Raw genomic sequence first — 15,877 nt, forward strand, 5'->3', positions numbered from 1 at the left:
AGTCTTACGCAGGTCTAGGAGCGGAAATGGAAAGATTGGCCCGTGCACTGTGAGAAAGTTGTTGGAGCGCGGATAACGCATGCGACTCCGCGCTCGCCCATTCAAAAAGTTTCATCGGTGGCATGTTTCAGCCTTAGTGGTTCGATCACATACTTTGCGCCGCACTTATCGATGAAACGAACTGACGGGTTCGTTCATGCCGGGGAGAACGGAAAAGTTCATCTGGAGTGCCTGCTTCCACCACTCTGCCAGCCTCTAGGAATACGACCTGGTTCGATACCTGCGATGCAAGCCGCAGATCGTGCGTCGCCATGACCATAGTCGTGCCTTCCCTGGCAAGCTGGCCTAGAACGTCCACCACCTCTGCAGCCAACTCAGGGTCGAGAGCGGAAGTTGGCTCGTCGCAAAGGAGTACCTGGGGCGACGGTGCCAAGGCTCTGGCGATTGCAATGCGCTGTTGTTGCCCACCGGAGAGATTGGCAGGCCAAGCGTCCGCCTTGTGCGCCATTCCGACCTTTGTAAGCAACTCCATGGCTCGGATGCGGGCCTTTTCCTTCGTCCATTTTTGGACGACAAGAAGGCCTTCCATCACGTTCTCTATGGCCGTTCGATGTGGAAAGAGCTGGAAATTCTGGAACACCATCCCGGTTTGTTTCCGGATTTTTTGGATATCCTGCCAACGAGCCTTTCGACCAGGATGAAACTCTAGGACCTCGGAACCGACCCTGACCGAACCCGACGTAGGTTGTTCCAAAAGGTTGATGCAGCGCAACAATGTGCTCTTGCCACCACCGGAAGGTCCGACGAGTGCCGTGACGCTTCCCTCCGGAAATTGCAGTGAGACCTCTTTGAGGATCACCGCTTCTCCAAACCGTTTTTCAATATTGCTGAGCTCAATCATCGGTTCGCCTCCAATAGCCCGCCGTAGCGGGAGAACCTGGTTTCCAGCCGCGATTGCAAGGCGGAAAGAACGGAACTCAATACGAGATAGATCAGTGCAGCCTGGATGTAGAGAATGAGTGGTTCATACGTTGTCGCAACGATACGCTGTGCCGCCTGGAACAACTCGGGAACCGTGATCGCCGCAGCAAGTGAGGTATCCTTGACGAGCGAAATGAAAGTGTTCGAAAGTGGTGGCACGGATACCCTTGCAGCCTGCGGTAGGATCGTCCTGCGCATCGCCTGCTGCCAATTCATTCCGGTTGAATATGCCGCCTCCCATTGCCCTTTGGGAACAGAACTGATCGCCGCACGGATGATCTCGGACGTATAAGCTCCGACGTTGAGGGTAAAGCCGATTAGCGCCGCAGGAAAAGCATCGAGGAGCACACCGATGCTTGGGAGCCCATAGAAGATCACGAACAACTGGACCAGCAAGGGTGTGCCACGAATGATCCAGACGTAAAAACGGGCGAGCGCCGAGACCGGTGCGGGTCCAAATAGCCGAGCAACAGCAGTCACCAGACCTAAAGCGAGGCCAAGTGCAAAAGAGAGCAGTGTGAGCGGAATGGTGAAGCGGATGCCTGCCCACAACAAAGTGGGAAATGAATCCAACATCAACTGAAGCCAGTGGGGCAAAGCACACCTCTAAAACAAAGCCGTCCGGCGTAAACACCGGACGACTGATTGAACGTGACTGCGCAGATGAGTGCAGAATGACAGGTTTACTTGGATACGTCCTGTCCGAAGTATTTGTCGGAAATAGCCTTGTAGGTCCCGTCTGTCTTGATGTCCGAGAGGGCTTTGTTGATTGAAGCGACGAGATCGTCATCCCCCTTTCGAACGATGATGCCCGAGTAGTCTGCGTCCGACTTTTCGGCAACGATCTTCACGGGAGCATCAGGTTGATGCTTCTTGAAGTCGAGGAAAGACAGGCTGTCATTCACTGTGGCGTCAGCGCGGCGGGTAAGAACCAGTTGGATAGACTGATCGAAACCATCTGTGCCAACCAACTCGGCTCCAGCTGCCTCGGCAAGCTTTCCGAAGTTGCTCGTAAGGGACTGTGCAGACTTCTTGCCTTTCAGGTCCTCAAAGCCTTTGATGTCCGTATTATCATCACGCACGATCAGGACAGCTTTCGAGGCAATATACGGCTCGGAAAACGCGTACTTCTGTTTACGTGCATCCGTGATGCCGACCTGGTTGATAACGGCGTCGTATCGCTTCGCATCGAGACCTGCGATCAGCCCGTCCCATTTGCCTTCGATAAATTCGGCTTTAACTCCGAGTTTCTTTGCTACGGCTTCGCCGATCTCAACGTCGAACCCAACGAGCTTGTTGGAAGAGTCATGGAACGTAAATGGAGCGTAGGTGCCTTCGGTCCCGATCTTGATGACGCCAGCCGACTTGACCTGGTCTAGGTTTTCGCCCGCCATCGACGGAGAAAAAGCTAATGCCTGAAGTGCAGCCGCAGTCGCGATGATTTTTATCCAGCCCATGTCCGGGTTCCTTTAGAGGATTTCGAATGGACTGGCATATAGGGTGAGGTGAGGCCATTCGCACGACAAAGAAAAGTAAAAATCCGCATCCAATTAGAATATTTTTCTCCGCATTGAGCGACCCCAATTCAAAGCGGGGCACCGCACACTTAGCGGGTTGCTGGAGCCGAGCATATTTGAGAGCGCTCGCCGAATTCCTTCCTGAGAAGCGGAACCGCGAAATCTACAAAAGCTCGGACCTTTGGGACCGAAAGTCGCCCTTCAGGGGCTACGATGTGAACAGGCAACGGAGGCGGCTCGTCGTCGGGTAAGACGATCGCGAGCTCGCCGCGTCGCACGTACTCCGCAATCTGGTAACTGAAGACACGGGTGACGCCATTTCCCTCCAATGCGGACGCTATGACGCCCGCAACACCATTTATCGTCAGCCTTGGGCGGATGTGGACCAGACGCTGAGCTGTGCCGCCGTCGCGAGGAGGAAAGCTCCAGCTTTCTTGACCGAATTGTGCAAGCGCAACACAGCGGTGATTTGCCAGGTCCGCGGGTGTTTCGATTGGAGGATTGGATGACAGATAGGACGGCGAGGCACAAAGCACTCGACGGACTTCGCCCAATCTGATTCCGATCATCGTTGAGTCCGTAAGGTGTGCGATGCGTAGACCTACGTCTATTCCTTCATCGACCAAGCTGACTGTTCTATCGAGGAGCAGGAGCTTTGCGTTGACCTCTGGATAGTCTTGCAGAAACGCGTCGAGGATTGGTCGGACGATTGACACGCCGCTTATCAATGGCGCGGTGACCGTCAGCGTCCCACGAGGGGCTTTTGTTTCCCCTGCCGCAAGAAGGTCAGCCTCTTCAAGATCAGTGAGAACTCGACGGCATGCCGACGCATATCGCTCACCAGCCTCGCTAAGCCGAATGGTGCGGGTGGTGCGATGTAGAAGCTGTACACCAACATGGCTTTCCAAAAAGCTGATAGCACGCGTAACGGCTGCGGGAGATCGATTAAGCTTCCGTCCCGCTGCTGCGAGGCTGCCTTCATCAAGGGCACAGACGAACACTTTCATCGCTTCGATGCGATCCATTATTCTTCCTCAACTCGGAATACTGATTTGCAAGTGGTCGATATTCAACCGCTTCAAGCAACATAATAGATATCTAACAGGCGAGGCAATGGAGCCCGCCGCCACATTTCCAAACATCCTCCCAGCGGAAAGCGGGGCACGTTGTTTCGTGTCTGCGCTCCCGTGTACTCAGAAAGAAAGACCATGAGCCAGCAGCAGAAAGTAGCCGTTATCACAGGCGCATCCCAGGGTATCGGTGCAGAGATCGTTAGTGCTTACCGCAAGCGCGGATATGCAGTTGTCGCAAACTCACGAAAGATCGCAGCTTCGAGCGACGAAGGCGTCGTCGCGGTTAGCGGTGACATCGGTGACAGAAAGATCGCTGAGAAAGTTATTGGTACGGCCATCGAACGCTTCGGTCGCGTAGACACTCTCATCAACAACGCCGGCATTTTCATCGCTAAGGATTTTACGGAGTACACTGAGGAAGACTTCAGAAACGTTCTCAATGTGAACGTCGCTGGCTTCTTTTACGTGAGTCAGTTGGCGGCGAAGGAAATGTTGAAAAATGGCGGTGGCCATATTGTCCAGGTCACCACATCCTTAGTCAATCAGCCGATCGCAGGTGTACCGTCGGTGTTGGCATCCCTCACAAAGGGCGGTCTCGATGCCGCAACACGTTCGCTCGCTATTGAGTATGCGTCCAAGGGTATCCGGGTGAACGCGGTTTCGCCTGGCATCATCAAAACGCCAATGCACCCAGCAGAAAATCACGCGTTCCTCGCCGATCTGCATCCAGTCCGACGGATGGGTGAAATCAACGAGATTGCCGAAGCGATCCTGTACCTCGAAGACGCAAAGTTTGTCACGGGCGAGACGCTTCACGTTGACGGCGGACAGCACGCAGGTCGCTGGTAACACGACATAAAGAGGAGGCTTCCATGCCTTATGTGAAAATTGAAGTAACCCGGGAGGGCACAGCTCCCGGGGAGACAAAAACAACCTCGGAGCAGAAAGCCAAACTCATCAAAGGCGTCAGCGACCTTTTGTTCGATATTCTGGGCAAGCCGCCATCTGCAACTTTCGTCGTTATTGAGGAGGTTGAGTTGGAAAATTGGGGCGTCGGAGGGCTTCCCGTAGAAGAGTACCGAAAGCAAGCTTCTGCAACCAAATCGGAATAGGACGATGGAACCGCTACGTATCCTCATGGTGGTTACGTCGCACAGCGAACTTGGAGCCACAGGCCGAAAGACGGGCCTGTGGCTTGAGGGGTTTGCAGCGCCGTACTACGAGTTCGCCGATAACGGCGCTATCATAACTGTCGCTTCGGTTGAAGGCGGAGAACCTCCGATCGACCCTGGAAGTGTCAGTGAAGACCTGCCAACCGCGAGCAGGAGGTTTAGATGTGACCACGCTGCTCAGACCATTCTTCGGCACACGATGGAGATTTCGTATGCGCGGGCGGACGAATTCGATGGTGTATTCTACCCGGGAGGCCACGGCCCGATGTGGGACTTGGCAACCGATCGGCTGTCTGCGAACCTGATTTCAGAGTTCGCTTCTCAAGGAAAACCCGTCGGTGCCGTATGCCACGCGCCAGCGGCGTTGCTTCCGGTTGTCGTAAACGGCGTGAAGCTCATAGAAGGCCGCCGGCTTACTGCATTTTCCAATGTCGAAGAGGACAGCCTCGGACTGACAGCAGAGATGCCATTCCTTCTCGAGAACATGCTTAGGGATGGTGGCGCAATCTATTCAAAGGGCAGTCCTTTCGAACCGTACGCGATCGAAGACGGTTTGGTCATTACAGGCCAGAACCCTGCGTCCTCCGGCTTGGCGGCGGCATTGTTTACGAGGCGGTGCGCTTCGCAGCGGTTGAGGTAACGAACAATACCGTGGCGAGCTGAATTTAAAGCAACTGGTGTCGGGTCTGGCGGCTAGCCGCCATACAATTTAAGGCACCAATACCCCAGTATAATGGAGCATGGGCACTGCCGATATTATGGTCTCCAACGAACAACTCGGAGGCCAATATGTTGGATCAATCGCTTGCGTCGACATTTGGAACACGCGCCTGGGGACCGTACTCCTCTGGTCACGTTTTACATCGGTCGGTGACGGAAGATGGCAACTACCTCTCCGCAATTCAGCAATCCGTAAGGCATGAAACTAGAGGACCGACGAGGAAGATTGAAGACGCAGAAGACGCGTATCTCTTGTCGAGTATCATGGTCAGCAATCCTGAGTACCAACTTTGGGACGATCGCAAGCTCGTCAGGTGCCGCCCGGTGAAGCCGATGGACGTGGAGCTTACCGACCTCCGCCATTGTGGCCGTGACTACCTGCCCACTATTCCAGACGGCGTGCACTTCTATCTCTCTCGCAAATGGCTAGGACAACTTCTGGAGCTTGAAGAGCAGACGCCGGACGTCGAATTGGAGGTTTCTTCGAAGGGGAGTGACGAAACCTTGCATGGGCTTGCGTTGCTTTTCACCCCGTTCTTTCAAGCAGACAGAGACATTGACCGTCTGTACCTCAGTCATCTTGCTATGGCGGTGTCATGGCACGTCCTCCAGACGTACGCGGGCAGGAGTATGGGGTCGAGCGGGTCCTCTGGATACTTGAGCGCTGCCCGGGTTAAGCGGGCGAAGGAGTTGCTTTCGCTTGCCCCCACGAACTCAGCATCCATCGACGAAATTGCACGTCAATGCGGACTTCCACCAGGTCGCTTTGTAAAAGCATTCGAACAGACCTGCGGCATGCACCCTATGCAGTGGGCGCGGTCCCAACGGATCGAATTATCAAAGAACCGTCTTTTCACGACGAAACTGTCGCTCAATGAAATAGCATTCGAATGCGGTTTCGCTGACCAAAGCCATTTCAACAGAACGTTCGTTGCGGCGACGGGATTCACGCCTGCGGTATGGAGGCAGGCGAGGAGGGGACTGTGAATTATCTTCCATAAAGTGTGTCCCTTAGCTACCGCAGAACAGATAAAAGCCGAGCCCATTTTTCAGAGCAACAAAACTCTTGCGCCTTTCGGAACTATCGAGCAGACTCGGCCCATACGATCGAGATCAGGTCATGCTGCGCCTCAAAAATCTTTCGCCAGAGGACGATTCCGTCGAGGTTTCGCACCGTCTATCTACGCCCGAGTACCCAATCGAAGATCGTTTGGGTCCAATTCCCTCGCTGCTTTTCGATACGCCGGCCAAGGTCGAGGCGTTCTTCGCCAACGTCGTTGGGAGCGGCGAATACGTCGACATTCTGATCCAGAAGCCTGTCGCCAGAGGATGTGAAACGGGCCAAGCAATCGTATTCGAGGGTCACCCGATAAGGAAGAAATCCCTCGTCCGCGCTGTGGTAGATTGGTTGAGCCTCCATTCCTTTCCAGAGTCTTTTCGGAAGAGTGGTATATAGAAACGTCAGGTCAATGATCGTCGCGTCAATCTCGAGCCATGTGTGGTAGGGGGCGTTGACTGCGCGAACGTCTACCTCTCGCAATGCAGCGACCGCGTATCGGCAGATTTGTTCAGGGAACGCCGGGTCACCTTGGCTGTAGTAGTTTCCGATGCATATTTGAATTGAACTCGTAGCAAGACGGGGTACGTTTTTTCGGACTATTGTCTGGATTTCTTCTGCGAGGTCTATGGACGTCCAGATGCAGCCGCCTCTTAGGGGCGTATCTGGCGTCTCATATTCCTCAGTCGCGTCTTTTATCTCGGCCGCTACCTTACGGATTTCCTCGAGGTTCATCGCATCTCCCGGAATAAACGATCGAGATATATCTCGAACGAATTAATTCCACGTTGAACAAAGTTCTGCTGGGCGCTGACTGATCGCATCAGCCATGTACGTTTGCCAACTATCTCAAGCGCGCTGTTCGTCAGGTTTTCAATGGATGTTTGTGACGTGCAATCGTCCAAAGCCCAAGTTCAATAAATATGATGCCGGCGCGTTATCCCACCTCAGGTTCCCCTGTCGCGCCGGCCGCTCCTCCTCAAGCGGCGTTGACCCTCTCGCACTTTCCGCCAGTGCGGGAGGGTCCCTTTTTTCAACGACAGAAGCGGAAAGGAGGACAATTCAATGTTGGATAAAGTCACCACCATCGCAGGGATCAAAATCCCCGACAGCCAGATGGCAAAGGATGCGACGGCTTTGGTTCGCGACACAGAAACCGATCTTCTCTACCATCACTCTCGCCGCGTGTTTCTTTTCGGCGCATTGACGGGAGAGCGCAAAAAACTGACCTATGACCCGGAACTCTTGTATATCGGGGCAATGTTCCACGACATGGGGCTGATGGACTCGTACGCGAGCGAAACAGAGCGATTTGAAGTCGACGGCGCGAACGCTGCGAGAGAATTCCTGCATTCATACGACGTGTCCGAACGGGACATCGATGACGTATGGGATTCGATCGCGCTCCACACAACACCTGGGATACCGCAACACAAGCGGCCGGTCGTCTCGCTCGTTACGGCAGGTGTTGAGATGGATGTCCTCGGAATAGCTTACGACGACTTCACCGCCGCACAGCGTGCTGAAGTGTGTCAATGCCATCCTCGGGGCTTGAAGTTCAAGCATGGTATCCTTTCGGCATTCTGCTACGGAACGATCCGCAAGCCGGAGACTACCGCTGGGAACGTGAAGGCAGACGTGCTTGAGCGTATGGACCCGACGTATGAACGTTGGAACTTCGTAGACACCATTCTCAATTCAAAATGGGAAAGCTGACGACTTACGAACAGTCGATTGGGCTTGAGTCCTAAACAACTAAAGGGTCGCCATCTGGCGGCCCTTTTGGATTTTGTGACCGATCGCAATAATTATGTTATGCGGCAGACTTGGATGGGGAGCGATCATGCGAGCGGTTGGGATTGTAGTCTTTCCAGGGGTTCAGGCACTCGATTTTTCAGGGCCGATGGATGTCTTTGACGAGGCCAATGCCTTCATTGAGCCTGACCAACGCTACCGGGTGACAGTCATAGGGCCGCCCGGAACCTTCTCCGCCTCGAACGGCATGTTAATGGTTGCGCACTCCGCCTACGACGAGGCCCCTGACGGGCTCGACTTGATGCTGGTTGCGGGAGGGCCATCACTTCCAGATACTGTGCCTGACGCAAATTTCTTGCGTTGCGTCGCTCGGCTTTCATCCAGTGCCCGAAGGTATGGATCGGTTTGCACGGGCGCGTTTGTACTCGGCCACGCCGGATTGCTAAACAACCGTTGCGTTACGACGCATTGGCAAAACGCTGATCGGCTTGCAGAGCTATTTCCTTTGGCTGACGTCGACCATGATCGGATTTATGTCACTGACGGGCCGCTGATTACCTCGGCAGGCGTTACAGCAGGCATCGACCTTGCCCTAGCGATCGTCAACGAAGATCATGGAAGTGCGGTAGCGCTCGCCGTAGCCAAGCGGCTGGTTGTCGTTGCTCAGCGTCAGGGTGGTCAATCTCAGTTCAGCCCCTACATTACCGCTCCTGCCGACAAGGCGTCGCCAGTCGCTGCGGTCTACGATCACGTGATAAAGAACCTAAAGGATAAGCTCACGGTTTCCGAGCTGGCGGCGTACTCAAAGATGAGTCGACGTAACTTCGCGCGATCCTTTTCACAGGAGACGGGTGTGACGCCTGCAGAATTCGTTGAGCAGGTGAGGGTGGACACCGCTAGAAATCTCCTCGAGGGCAGCGCTATGGCCCTCAAGGAGGTGGCTTATGAGTGTGGCTTCGGTACGCCGCATAGGATGCGCCAAGTATTCTCAAAGAGACTGGGTGTCACCCCCGGACAATACCGCGCGAGCTTCCGCAGAGACGCCAGACAGAACTCGGGCGAAGCTTAGCGATCCCTTAGCTCTCCCACTTCGATCCGATGATAAGGTCAGCAAAATCGACGCGCTTGTACGTTGGGTCCATCTTCGAAAGAACGTCCGCCTTGACGTTGCCGAACGTTGTCTCAGGTTTACGGATCGTCCCCATGCAGAACGACGAGAGAATTCCGTGTTTGAACTTGAGACCGCGGGGGTGGCAATTGCAAACTTCGTCGCGCTGTTCCTTGGTGAACGAGTCAAACTCGATGCCGAGGACATCCATTTCGACACCTGCTGTCACCAGCGCAACGGTCGGCCGCTTGTGCTGAGGAATTCCAGGCGTAGTGTGAAGCGCGATCGAATCCCAGACGTCATCGACATCGCGTTCTGAGATGTCATAGGACTCGAGGAACGCCTTTGCAGCATTTGCGCCGTCGACCTCAAACCGCTCGGTATCGCTAGCGTACGAGTCCATCAGCCCCATGTCGTGGAACATTGCCCCGATATACAAGAGTTCCGGGTCATAGGTCAGTTTTTTGCGCTCTCCCGTCAATGCGCCGAAAAGAAATACGCGCCTTGAATGATGATAGAGGAGGTCGGTCTCGGTATCTCGCACAAGCTCAGTTGCGGCTTTCGCCATCTGGCTGTCTGGAATTTTAATACCTGCAATAGTCTCGGGTGTCTTCGACATGTTGGCTCCTAGATTAGAATGGGTGATCTCATTCGAATTTGCTCATTTTGACCGGTAGATTTTCCAATTTTCGGATGCCAGGTTCAAATGAAGTGGTGGTCGGATTGATGCCAAGAAGAGTACAAAAAGGGCCAAGTGCATTTCGCTAAGCTCGCCTCATAAAAGGGGGGAAGGCGGACACGCGAGCGTTGGCCCTCAACGTATCCGCCTTCCGGATTCCCGCCTCCAGGCCCAACCCCCGGGCGGGAATTTCTGTTAGGGGTCAGGCTGCGGCGTCAGTAGGCCGGGCTAGCTGTGCATTGAGCCAAGAGCGCACGTCTTGTGTCTCAATGTCGTTCTCATAGTTGTAGGTCTTGAGAAAGTCCCACCACATACCGTCCCCCTTGGCGAACGCAGTGCGGTATCGTTGCATGACGTCCTCGGGCCGACGGGCCAGTTGCTCATGAAGCTGCGGGAGAGTGAGTTCTCGCCGTGTGATTTGCCGCCCGAGCGCCTCCTCGATCACGTCAGCCAAGCGGCCGTAAGAGATAGTATCGCCAGCTATGTAGACAACCTCGTTTGCAATCCGTGGCTGGTGAAGGAATATAGCCGTCGTTAGACGACCGATATCCCTGGGGGTGGTGACGGTTACCTGCGTTTCCCAACTGCCAAGTGCGCTTACGATGCCGTTTTCAAGGTCAACGACACCAAATGAAGGCTCAAACAAAAAGCTCGTGAACATTCCCGTGGAGACGATCACCCATTCAGTCTGATCCTGCTCGCGGAGGATTTTTCGGACCTCGAATTGTTCGTCGAAGACGGGTTGCCCGCTGCCTTTACCAACTACATCGTAGTCGACGCCGAATTGCCAAGGGAAGTATCGTCGGACACCCGCGTTGAGAACCGCGCGGGTTATCTTGACCTGCGTACCTGGACCAGCGACGAAGCCCGTGCAGTTAATCACGGTATCGAACTTGGAGAACAGTGCCGTCAGAGCTCCGATGTTGGCTTCAGCCATATCGAACGGCAATAAAGTGACACCAAGCGTTGCAAGCTCACCGAGTGCCTGGACATGATGTGGTTTCGGATCGGCAAGGAACCTCGGCGGGATAAGTACGGTCACGGGACGTTCTTTTTTCCCAAGTGCCGGTACAAGCTCACGTAGGACCGCGAGGCCCAACTCCCCCGCGCCCAGCACGAGAATCTTTTCGGTCGACACGGAATTTGTAGTCATGGAGTTCACTCACTATCTCGATGCAATTGTGGTCTTCGGCCAATTGCCGATGATGTCCGAGTGTAGATAGAGGACAGCAAGGTCTTGGATTAGACGCTCTAAATTGAGCATTCTGTTCGGGATTTTGCGAACAACGGGTTCGTCAGTCTCAATTCTAAGAGCGTCCGATGCGCCACATTCGGGTTCGAGGGGCGACCGCTGCCACCCCTCGGTAAGTAAGCATCAGTTTTTTGACTGGCTGGCCGACGCACTTACGCCGGTCTTTTCCCAGTATTCTTGAACAGGGAGGCCACCGACGCCCCAGTCCTCGAGTTCGACCTCATCGATCACCACCCAAGTTGCCGCCGGAGCTTTGTCGATGACGTCGCGAAGGACATTTGTCATCCCTTCGATAATCTTCTTCTTCTGCTCGGGCGTCGCGCTACCTTTGGTGAACTTCACATTGATGTAGGGCATCGAGAGGTTCCCTTACCAATGGCCGGCGTGCTGGCCGCCATCAACATGAAGGGTTTCGCCGGTCACGAACGTCGCATCCTCGAGGTAGAGGATAGCCTGGACAATTTCCTCGATTTCGCCCATCCGTCCGAGCGGGTGTAGGCCAGCAAGGAATTCATGCGTTTCAGGCGCATGCAAGGGTGTCTTGATAATGCCCGGCGATACGGCATTGAAGCGAATGCCAGCTTTGGCGTACTCGATCGCTAGGCTGCGAGTGGCGGAGTCGATGCCACCCTTGGTCAACGACGCCAGGACAGACGGAACACCGTTGATCGGCTGATCGACCAGGGTGGTCGTGATACTCACAACATGCCCTTTGTCCCCGGTCTTCGTAAGATGGCTGGCGAACGCTTGCGTTGCATAGAAGAAGCCAGCGACATTGACTGCGATTTTCCGCGCGAAATCTTCCTCGGTATAGTCCGTGAAAGGCTTTGCGATGAAAATGCCAGCGTTGTTGATGAGTGTGTCAACTCGACCGAACCGGTCGATCGCAGCTTCGACAAGATGTTTGGCAGTTGCGGGATTCGACACGTCTCCTGCAACCGTGTGAATGGCCTTGTCGGCTCCGTAGAGCGACGGCGAGATGTTGCGCGAATTTGCTACGACATTCCAGCCGAGTTTACGGTAGCCTGCGACGATGCCAGCGCCAATGCCTTGGGAAGCGCCGGTTACGATGACGGTTTTGCTCATTGAAAACTCCATAGGTAGACAAGCGTTCGGCTGAAGCCGATTGCGAGCAGTTCAGATTGATTGTTGAAGGTCAGTAGACGCGGCTGAGGAAATCGCGCATCAGCGGGATGATCTCGTCGGCCTTGTCTTCGAATGCGAAGTGACCGCTGTCGAGCAAATGAAGTTCTGCCGACGGATTGTCACGAAGGAAAGCCTTTGCGCCTTCTGCGGGAAAGATACTGTCATTCGCACCCCATACCAGGAGCGTTGGGGGCTTACGGTCGCGGAAGTACTGCTGGAAGAGGGGATACAGCTCGACGTTGGTCCGGTAGTCGTAGAACAGGTCTAGCTGAATCTCGACGTTACCCGGTCTGTCGAGGAAGTGTTGGTCCACAATCCAGTTCGCAGGATCGATCCGGCTTACGTCTTTGACGCCGTCGACATACTGGAACTTGGTGATCTCCAGGTTCATGAACGGCCGCAACGCGTCTCGGTGCTCGGGCGAATTATCTTTCCAGAGTGCCTTGATTGGGTCCCAGAAGGCTTGAAGGCCGTCTTCATAGGCATTTCCGTTTTGAGATATCAGGCCAGCGACCCGCTCGGGATGTTTCAGGGCAAGGCGGAATCCGGTAGGCGCGCCGTAATCCATAACGTAAAGCACGTAGCGCTCTACGTTGAGTTTCTCCAGTAAGCCATCGATAAGGTTGGCAAAAGTTGCGAAGCCATAATCGAATTCTTCTCTCGGCGGCATGTCTGATAGGCCAAATCCCGGCAGATCAGGCGCGATAACGTGATACCGATCGGCAAGGGCCGGGATCATGTTACGGTACATGTGGGAGGAGCTGGGGAAGCCGTGCAAAAGCACGACTGCCGGCGCATCGGACGGACCCGCTTCTCGGTAGAAGAGGTCAATCCCGCTTACCGTTGCGGTGCGGTGGTGGGTCACGGGAATGGTCTTCGATGTGTTCATCAGCATAGGACACTCCTTAGGGTGGGAGCCGGCGGGGTAATTCCGCCAGCGAGTTTGTCACTTCAAAAGTGTGAGGACCTGACGTGCGGCCTCTGCGGACGACGCCGGGTTTTGTCCCGTAACGAGGTGACCATCGGTGATCGCGAGCACCTGCCAGTCGTCGACCTTCTCGTATTTGCCGCCGAGGCGCTTGAGCTCATCTTCGACGAGAAAAGGTACGATCTTCGTCAAATGGACGGCCTCTTCTTCGGTGTTCGTAAAGCCCGAGACGCGCTTGCCTTTTACCAGAGGGCTGCCGTTGATCTCGACACGGTGGAGCACTGCTGGTGCGTGGCACACCGCGCCGACTGGCTTCCCGGCCTTGTAGAACTCCTCGATCAGCTTGATCGATTTCTCGTCCTCGGTGAGGTCCCACATCGGACCGTGTCCGCCGGGGTAGAAAATTGCATCGAAGTCTTTCTCTGCTACCGTGGAAAGTTTGACAGTATGCGCGAGAGCTTTCTGCGCAGCAGGATCGACCTTGAAGCGCTCGGTGAGCTCCGTCTTGCCCTCTGGCGTGTCGCTCTTAGGATCGATTGGCGGTTGACCACCCTTCGGAGAAGCGAGCGTGATCTCTGCCCCGGCATCGAGGAACGTGTAGTACGGTGCCGCAAATTCTTCGAGCCAGAAGCCCGTCTTCTTGCCAGTATCGCCGAGCTTGTCGTGCGATGTGAGAACCATCAGGATTTTCATGGGTGTTTCCTCATCATTCGTTGGGAAGGCTGGAGCGCCGGGCTTATACCGAGACGACTTCCAACTCGATTTCGACGTTCAGGGCTTTTGAAACCGGGCAACCCGCTTTTGCCTGTTCAGCGATCGCACGAACACCATTGGCGTCGAGGCCCGGGACACGCGCGGCGAGCTTGAGCTTGCTCGAAGTGATTGCGTATCCGTCTGCCACGCTCTCGAGCGTCACATGTGCGCGGGTTTCTAGGTGCTCGACCTTGTGGTTCTGACTGGACAACATCATCGCCAAAGCCATCGTGAAGCAGCTCGCGTGCGCCGCACCGATCAACTCTTCAGGGTTGGTGCCTTTAACGCCCTCGAAGCGGCTGCCGAAGCCGTACGGATAGCTCATTAGCGATCCGCTTTCGGTGGAAACGGAGCCGACTCCGTCCTTCATTCCGCCGGCCCACTTAACCGACGCTGATCTAACAATTCGCACTGTCTTATCCCTGCTTGGAACGTCACCAATTTGGACGCGTGGCGGATCGTGCGACGGAAGGGGGAAGCAATATTGAACGGGGCGTCGATCCGTTGAACCGAGTCCGCCGATCGCGACGTTCAATAGTTCACGACTCCGTCCAATACCGGGGAGTGCTAACGGGGGAGGTTTGACCGAAAGCCGCGCTCACTTTGCGGCGTAGTCAAACAGGAGATATCCATGAAGACCTTTGCAGCCGTTTCACGAGCCGAAAAACAGCCCTTTAGCGTGGAGGAAGTGGTGTTGCCCGAGCCAGAGGGCACGGATGTATTGGTCCGCATAGCTGGCGTTGGCATTTGCCATACCGACCTCGCCAGCCGGGATGGTACCCTTGGTGCGCCATTTCCTTCGATCTTTGGCCACGAAGGCGCTGGAATCGTAGAAAAGGTCGGCCCGCTTGTTTCTAAGCTCAAGCCAGGTGATCACGTGGTTCTTGCTCCCGCTTCCGATGGAACCTGCCGCCATTGCCAGTCCGGTAACCCGATGTACTGCGATCATTTCAATGAGCTCAATTTCCAGACAGACAGCCACGCCGTTGGCGCACGTCTCTCTGACGATGCGACGGCTGCTTTGCGTTATTTTGGGCAATCGTCCTTCGGGCATCATGCCCTGGCATCAGAACGCAATGCCGTCAAAGTCCCGAGGGAGGTGCCGCTGCATCTGCTTGGACCGCTTGGATGCGGTATTCAAACTGGTGCGGGTACTGTAATGAACGGGCTACGTCCAGAAGCAGGTTCGAGTATTGTCATCCTCGGAACGGGCGCTGTTGGATTGGCCGCCATTCTTGGTGCGGTGGTGTGTGGATGCGCTGACATCATCGCCGTCGACCGGGTAGATAGCCGCCTTGAAGTGGCCCGAAACCTCGGGGCTACCAGTACGATCAACACGACCAACGTTTCGGACCTTGGTACGGCAATCATGGAAATCGTGCCACACGGTGTCGACTTCATTGTTGATTGCGCTGGGAACGCGGGCCTCTTGAATGCCGCGATCCTCGGCTTGGGTAAACTTGGTACAGTGGCCTTGGTGGCGGTGCCACCATCTGTTGACCGCAAGCTTGAACTGCCGTGGTTTCCGACGTTGCTTCAAGGTCAAGCTGTGCGTGGCTTTGTCGAGGGCAATTCGATCCCCGACATTTTCATTCCGCGCATGATTGAACTGTACCAGCAAGGCCGTTTCCCGTTCGACAAGCTGATCAAGACCTATCCGTTTAAGGACATCAATAAGGCTGTCGAAGATCAGCTTTCCGGAGCTACAATCAAAGCAGTTCTTACGGTGGAGTGAT

19 protein-coding genes are annotated in these 15,877 nt (G+C 54.9%); 7 read left to right on the forward strand and 12 right to left on the reverse strand.

Annotated features, from left to right (window positions below; all coding sequences use genetic code 11):
* Positions 1 to 145: 145 nt before the first annotated feature.
* The 4 genes from N7578_RS07875 to N7578_RS07890 form a co-directional block, all read right to left on the reverse strand.
* Positions 146 to 901, reverse strand: a complete 756-nt coding sequence (locus N7578_RS07875; RefSeq protein ID WP_311109719.1) for an amino acid ABC transporter ATP-binding protein — start codon at positions 899 to 901, stop codon at positions 146 to 148.
* Positions 898 to 1,578: an amino acid ABC transporter permease gene (locus tag N7578_RS07880; RefSeq protein ID WP_311109720.1), complete on the reverse strand. Its 681-nt coding sequence runs from the start codon at positions 1,576 to 1,578 to the stop codon at positions 898 to 900. Before N7578_RS07880 ends, N7578_RS07875 begins: the two co-directional genes overlap by 4 nt.
* A gap of 86 nt (positions 1,579 to 1,664) precedes the next feature.
* Positions 1,665 to 2,438 (reverse strand): amino acid ABC transporter substrate-binding protein, encoded by a 774-nt coding sequence (locus tag N7578_RS07885; protein ID WP_311109721.1) that lies wholly within the window; start codon positions 2,436 to 2,438, stop codon positions 1,665 to 1,667.
* Positions 2,439 to 2,587: 149 nt separating this feature from the next.
* Positions 2,588 to 3,523, reverse strand: coding sequence for a LysR family transcriptional regulator (locus N7578_RS07890; RefSeq protein ID WP_311109722.1), 936 nt, complete (start codon positions 3,521 to 3,523; stop codon positions 2,588 to 2,590).
* A 183-nt stretch (positions 3,524 to 3,706) separates the two neighbouring features.
* Between N7578_RS07890 and N7578_RS07895 the strand changes: the two genes are divergently transcribed.
* From N7578_RS07895 to N7578_RS07910, 4 genes are all read left to right on the forward strand, one after another.
* Positions 3,707 to 4,420, forward strand: coding sequence for an SDR family oxidoreductase (locus N7578_RS07895; protein WP_311109723.1), 714 nt, complete (start codon positions 3,707 to 3,709; stop codon positions 4,418 to 4,420).
* 23 nt (positions 4,421 to 4,443) lie between these two features.
* Complete coding sequence (locus tag N7578_RS07900) at positions 4,444 to 4,683, forward strand: 4-oxalocrotonate tautomerase family protein (protein WP_311109724.1); 240 nt, start codon at positions 4,444 to 4,446, stop codon at positions 4,681 to 4,683.
* A gap of 4 nt (positions 4,684 to 4,687) precedes the next feature.
* A complete protein-coding gene (locus N7578_RS07905) occupies positions 4,688 to 5,383 on the forward strand; it encodes a type 1 glutamine amidotransferase domain-containing protein (RefSeq protein ID WP_311109725.1) in 696 nt (231 codons plus the stop codon).
* 149 nt (positions 5,384 to 5,532) lie between these two features.
* On the forward strand, positions 5,533 to 6,450 hold the full coding sequence (locus tag N7578_RS07910; protein WP_311109726.1) for an AraC family transcriptional regulator: 918 nt from the start codon (positions 5,533 to 5,535) through the stop codon (positions 6,448 to 6,450).
* Positions 6,451 to 6,640: 190 nt separating this feature from the next.
* Here N7578_RS07910 and N7578_RS07915 read toward each other — a convergent pair whose 3' ends face one another.
* Entirely contained in the window at positions 6,641 to 7,255 is a 615-nt protein-coding gene (locus N7578_RS07915) for a hypothetical protein (RefSeq protein WP_311109727.1), read from the reverse strand.
* Between the two features lie 330 nt (positions 7,256 to 7,585).
* Here N7578_RS07915 and N7578_RS07920 point away from each other — a divergent pair, with 330 nt between their 5' ends.
* Both N7578_RS07920 and N7578_RS07925 read left to right on the forward strand, forming a co-directional pair.
* A complete protein-coding gene (locus tag N7578_RS07920) occupies positions 7,586 to 8,236 on the forward strand; it encodes an HD domain-containing protein (RefSeq protein WP_311109728.1) in 651 nt (216 codons plus the stop codon).
* Positions 8,237 to 8,363: 127 nt separating this feature from the next.
* Positions 8,364 to 9,344, forward strand: a complete 981-nt coding sequence (locus N7578_RS07925; RefSeq protein ID WP_311109729.1) for a GlxA family transcriptional regulator — start codon at positions 8,364 to 8,366, stop codon at positions 9,342 to 9,344.
* Positions 9,345 to 9,351: 7 nt separating this feature from the next.
* On the opposite strand, the gene N7578_RS07930 is transcribed toward N7578_RS07925, so the two are convergent.
* The 7 genes from N7578_RS07930 to N7578_RS07960 form a co-directional block, all read right to left on the reverse strand.
* The gene (locus N7578_RS07930) at positions 9,352 to 10,002 is read right to left on the reverse strand and encodes an HD domain-containing protein (RefSeq protein ID WP_311109730.1); all 651 of its coding nucleotides are present in this window, start codon (positions 10,000 to 10,002) and stop codon (positions 9,352 to 9,354) included.
* Between the two features lie 262 nt (positions 10,003 to 10,264).
* Complete coding sequence (locus N7578_RS07935) at positions 10,265 to 11,215, reverse strand: aromatic alcohol reductase (protein WP_311109731.1); 951 nt, start codon at positions 11,213 to 11,215, stop codon at positions 10,265 to 10,267.
* Positions 11,216 to 11,437: 222 nt separating this feature from the next.
* Positions 11,438 to 11,671, reverse strand: coding sequence for a 4-oxalocrotonate tautomerase family protein (locus tag N7578_RS07940; protein ID WP_311109732.1), 234 nt, complete (start codon positions 11,669 to 11,671; stop codon positions 11,438 to 11,440).
* Between the two features lie 12 nt (positions 11,672 to 11,683).
* Positions 11,684 to 12,400, reverse strand: a complete 717-nt coding sequence (locus tag N7578_RS07945) for an SDR family oxidoreductase (RefSeq protein ID WP_311109733.1) — start codon at positions 12,398 to 12,400, stop codon at positions 11,684 to 11,686.
* 70 nt (positions 12,401 to 12,470) lie between these two features.
* A complete protein-coding gene (locus N7578_RS07950; RefSeq protein ID WP_422646691.1) occupies positions 12,471 to 13,349 on the reverse strand; it encodes an alpha/beta fold hydrolase in 879 nt (292 codons plus the stop codon).
* 57 nt (positions 13,350 to 13,406) lie between these two features.
* Entirely contained in the window at positions 13,407 to 14,081 is a 675-nt protein-coding gene (locus N7578_RS07955; RefSeq protein WP_311109735.1) for a type 1 glutamine amidotransferase domain-containing protein, read from the reverse strand.
* Positions 14,082 to 14,124: 43 nt separating this feature from the next.
* Positions 14,125 to 14,553 (reverse strand): OsmC family protein, encoded by a 429-nt coding sequence (locus tag N7578_RS07960; RefSeq protein ID WP_311109736.1) that lies wholly within the window; start codon positions 14,551 to 14,553, stop codon positions 14,125 to 14,127.
* A gap of 219 nt (positions 14,554 to 14,772) precedes the next feature.
* Between N7578_RS07960 and N7578_RS07965 the strand changes: the two genes are divergently transcribed.
* Positions 14,773 to 15,876, forward strand: a complete 1,104-nt coding sequence (locus N7578_RS07965) for an NAD(P)-dependent alcohol dehydrogenase (RefSeq protein WP_311109737.1) — start codon at positions 14,773 to 14,775, stop codon at positions 15,874 to 15,876.
* Position 15,877: the final 1 nt, after the last annotated feature.

Origin of the sequence: Agrobacterium tumefaciens, from assembly GCF_031801495.1 — a bacterium.
GTDB lineage: Bacteria > Pseudomonadota > Alphaproteobacteria > Rhizobiales > Rhizobiaceae > Agrobacterium > Agrobacterium tumefaciens_K.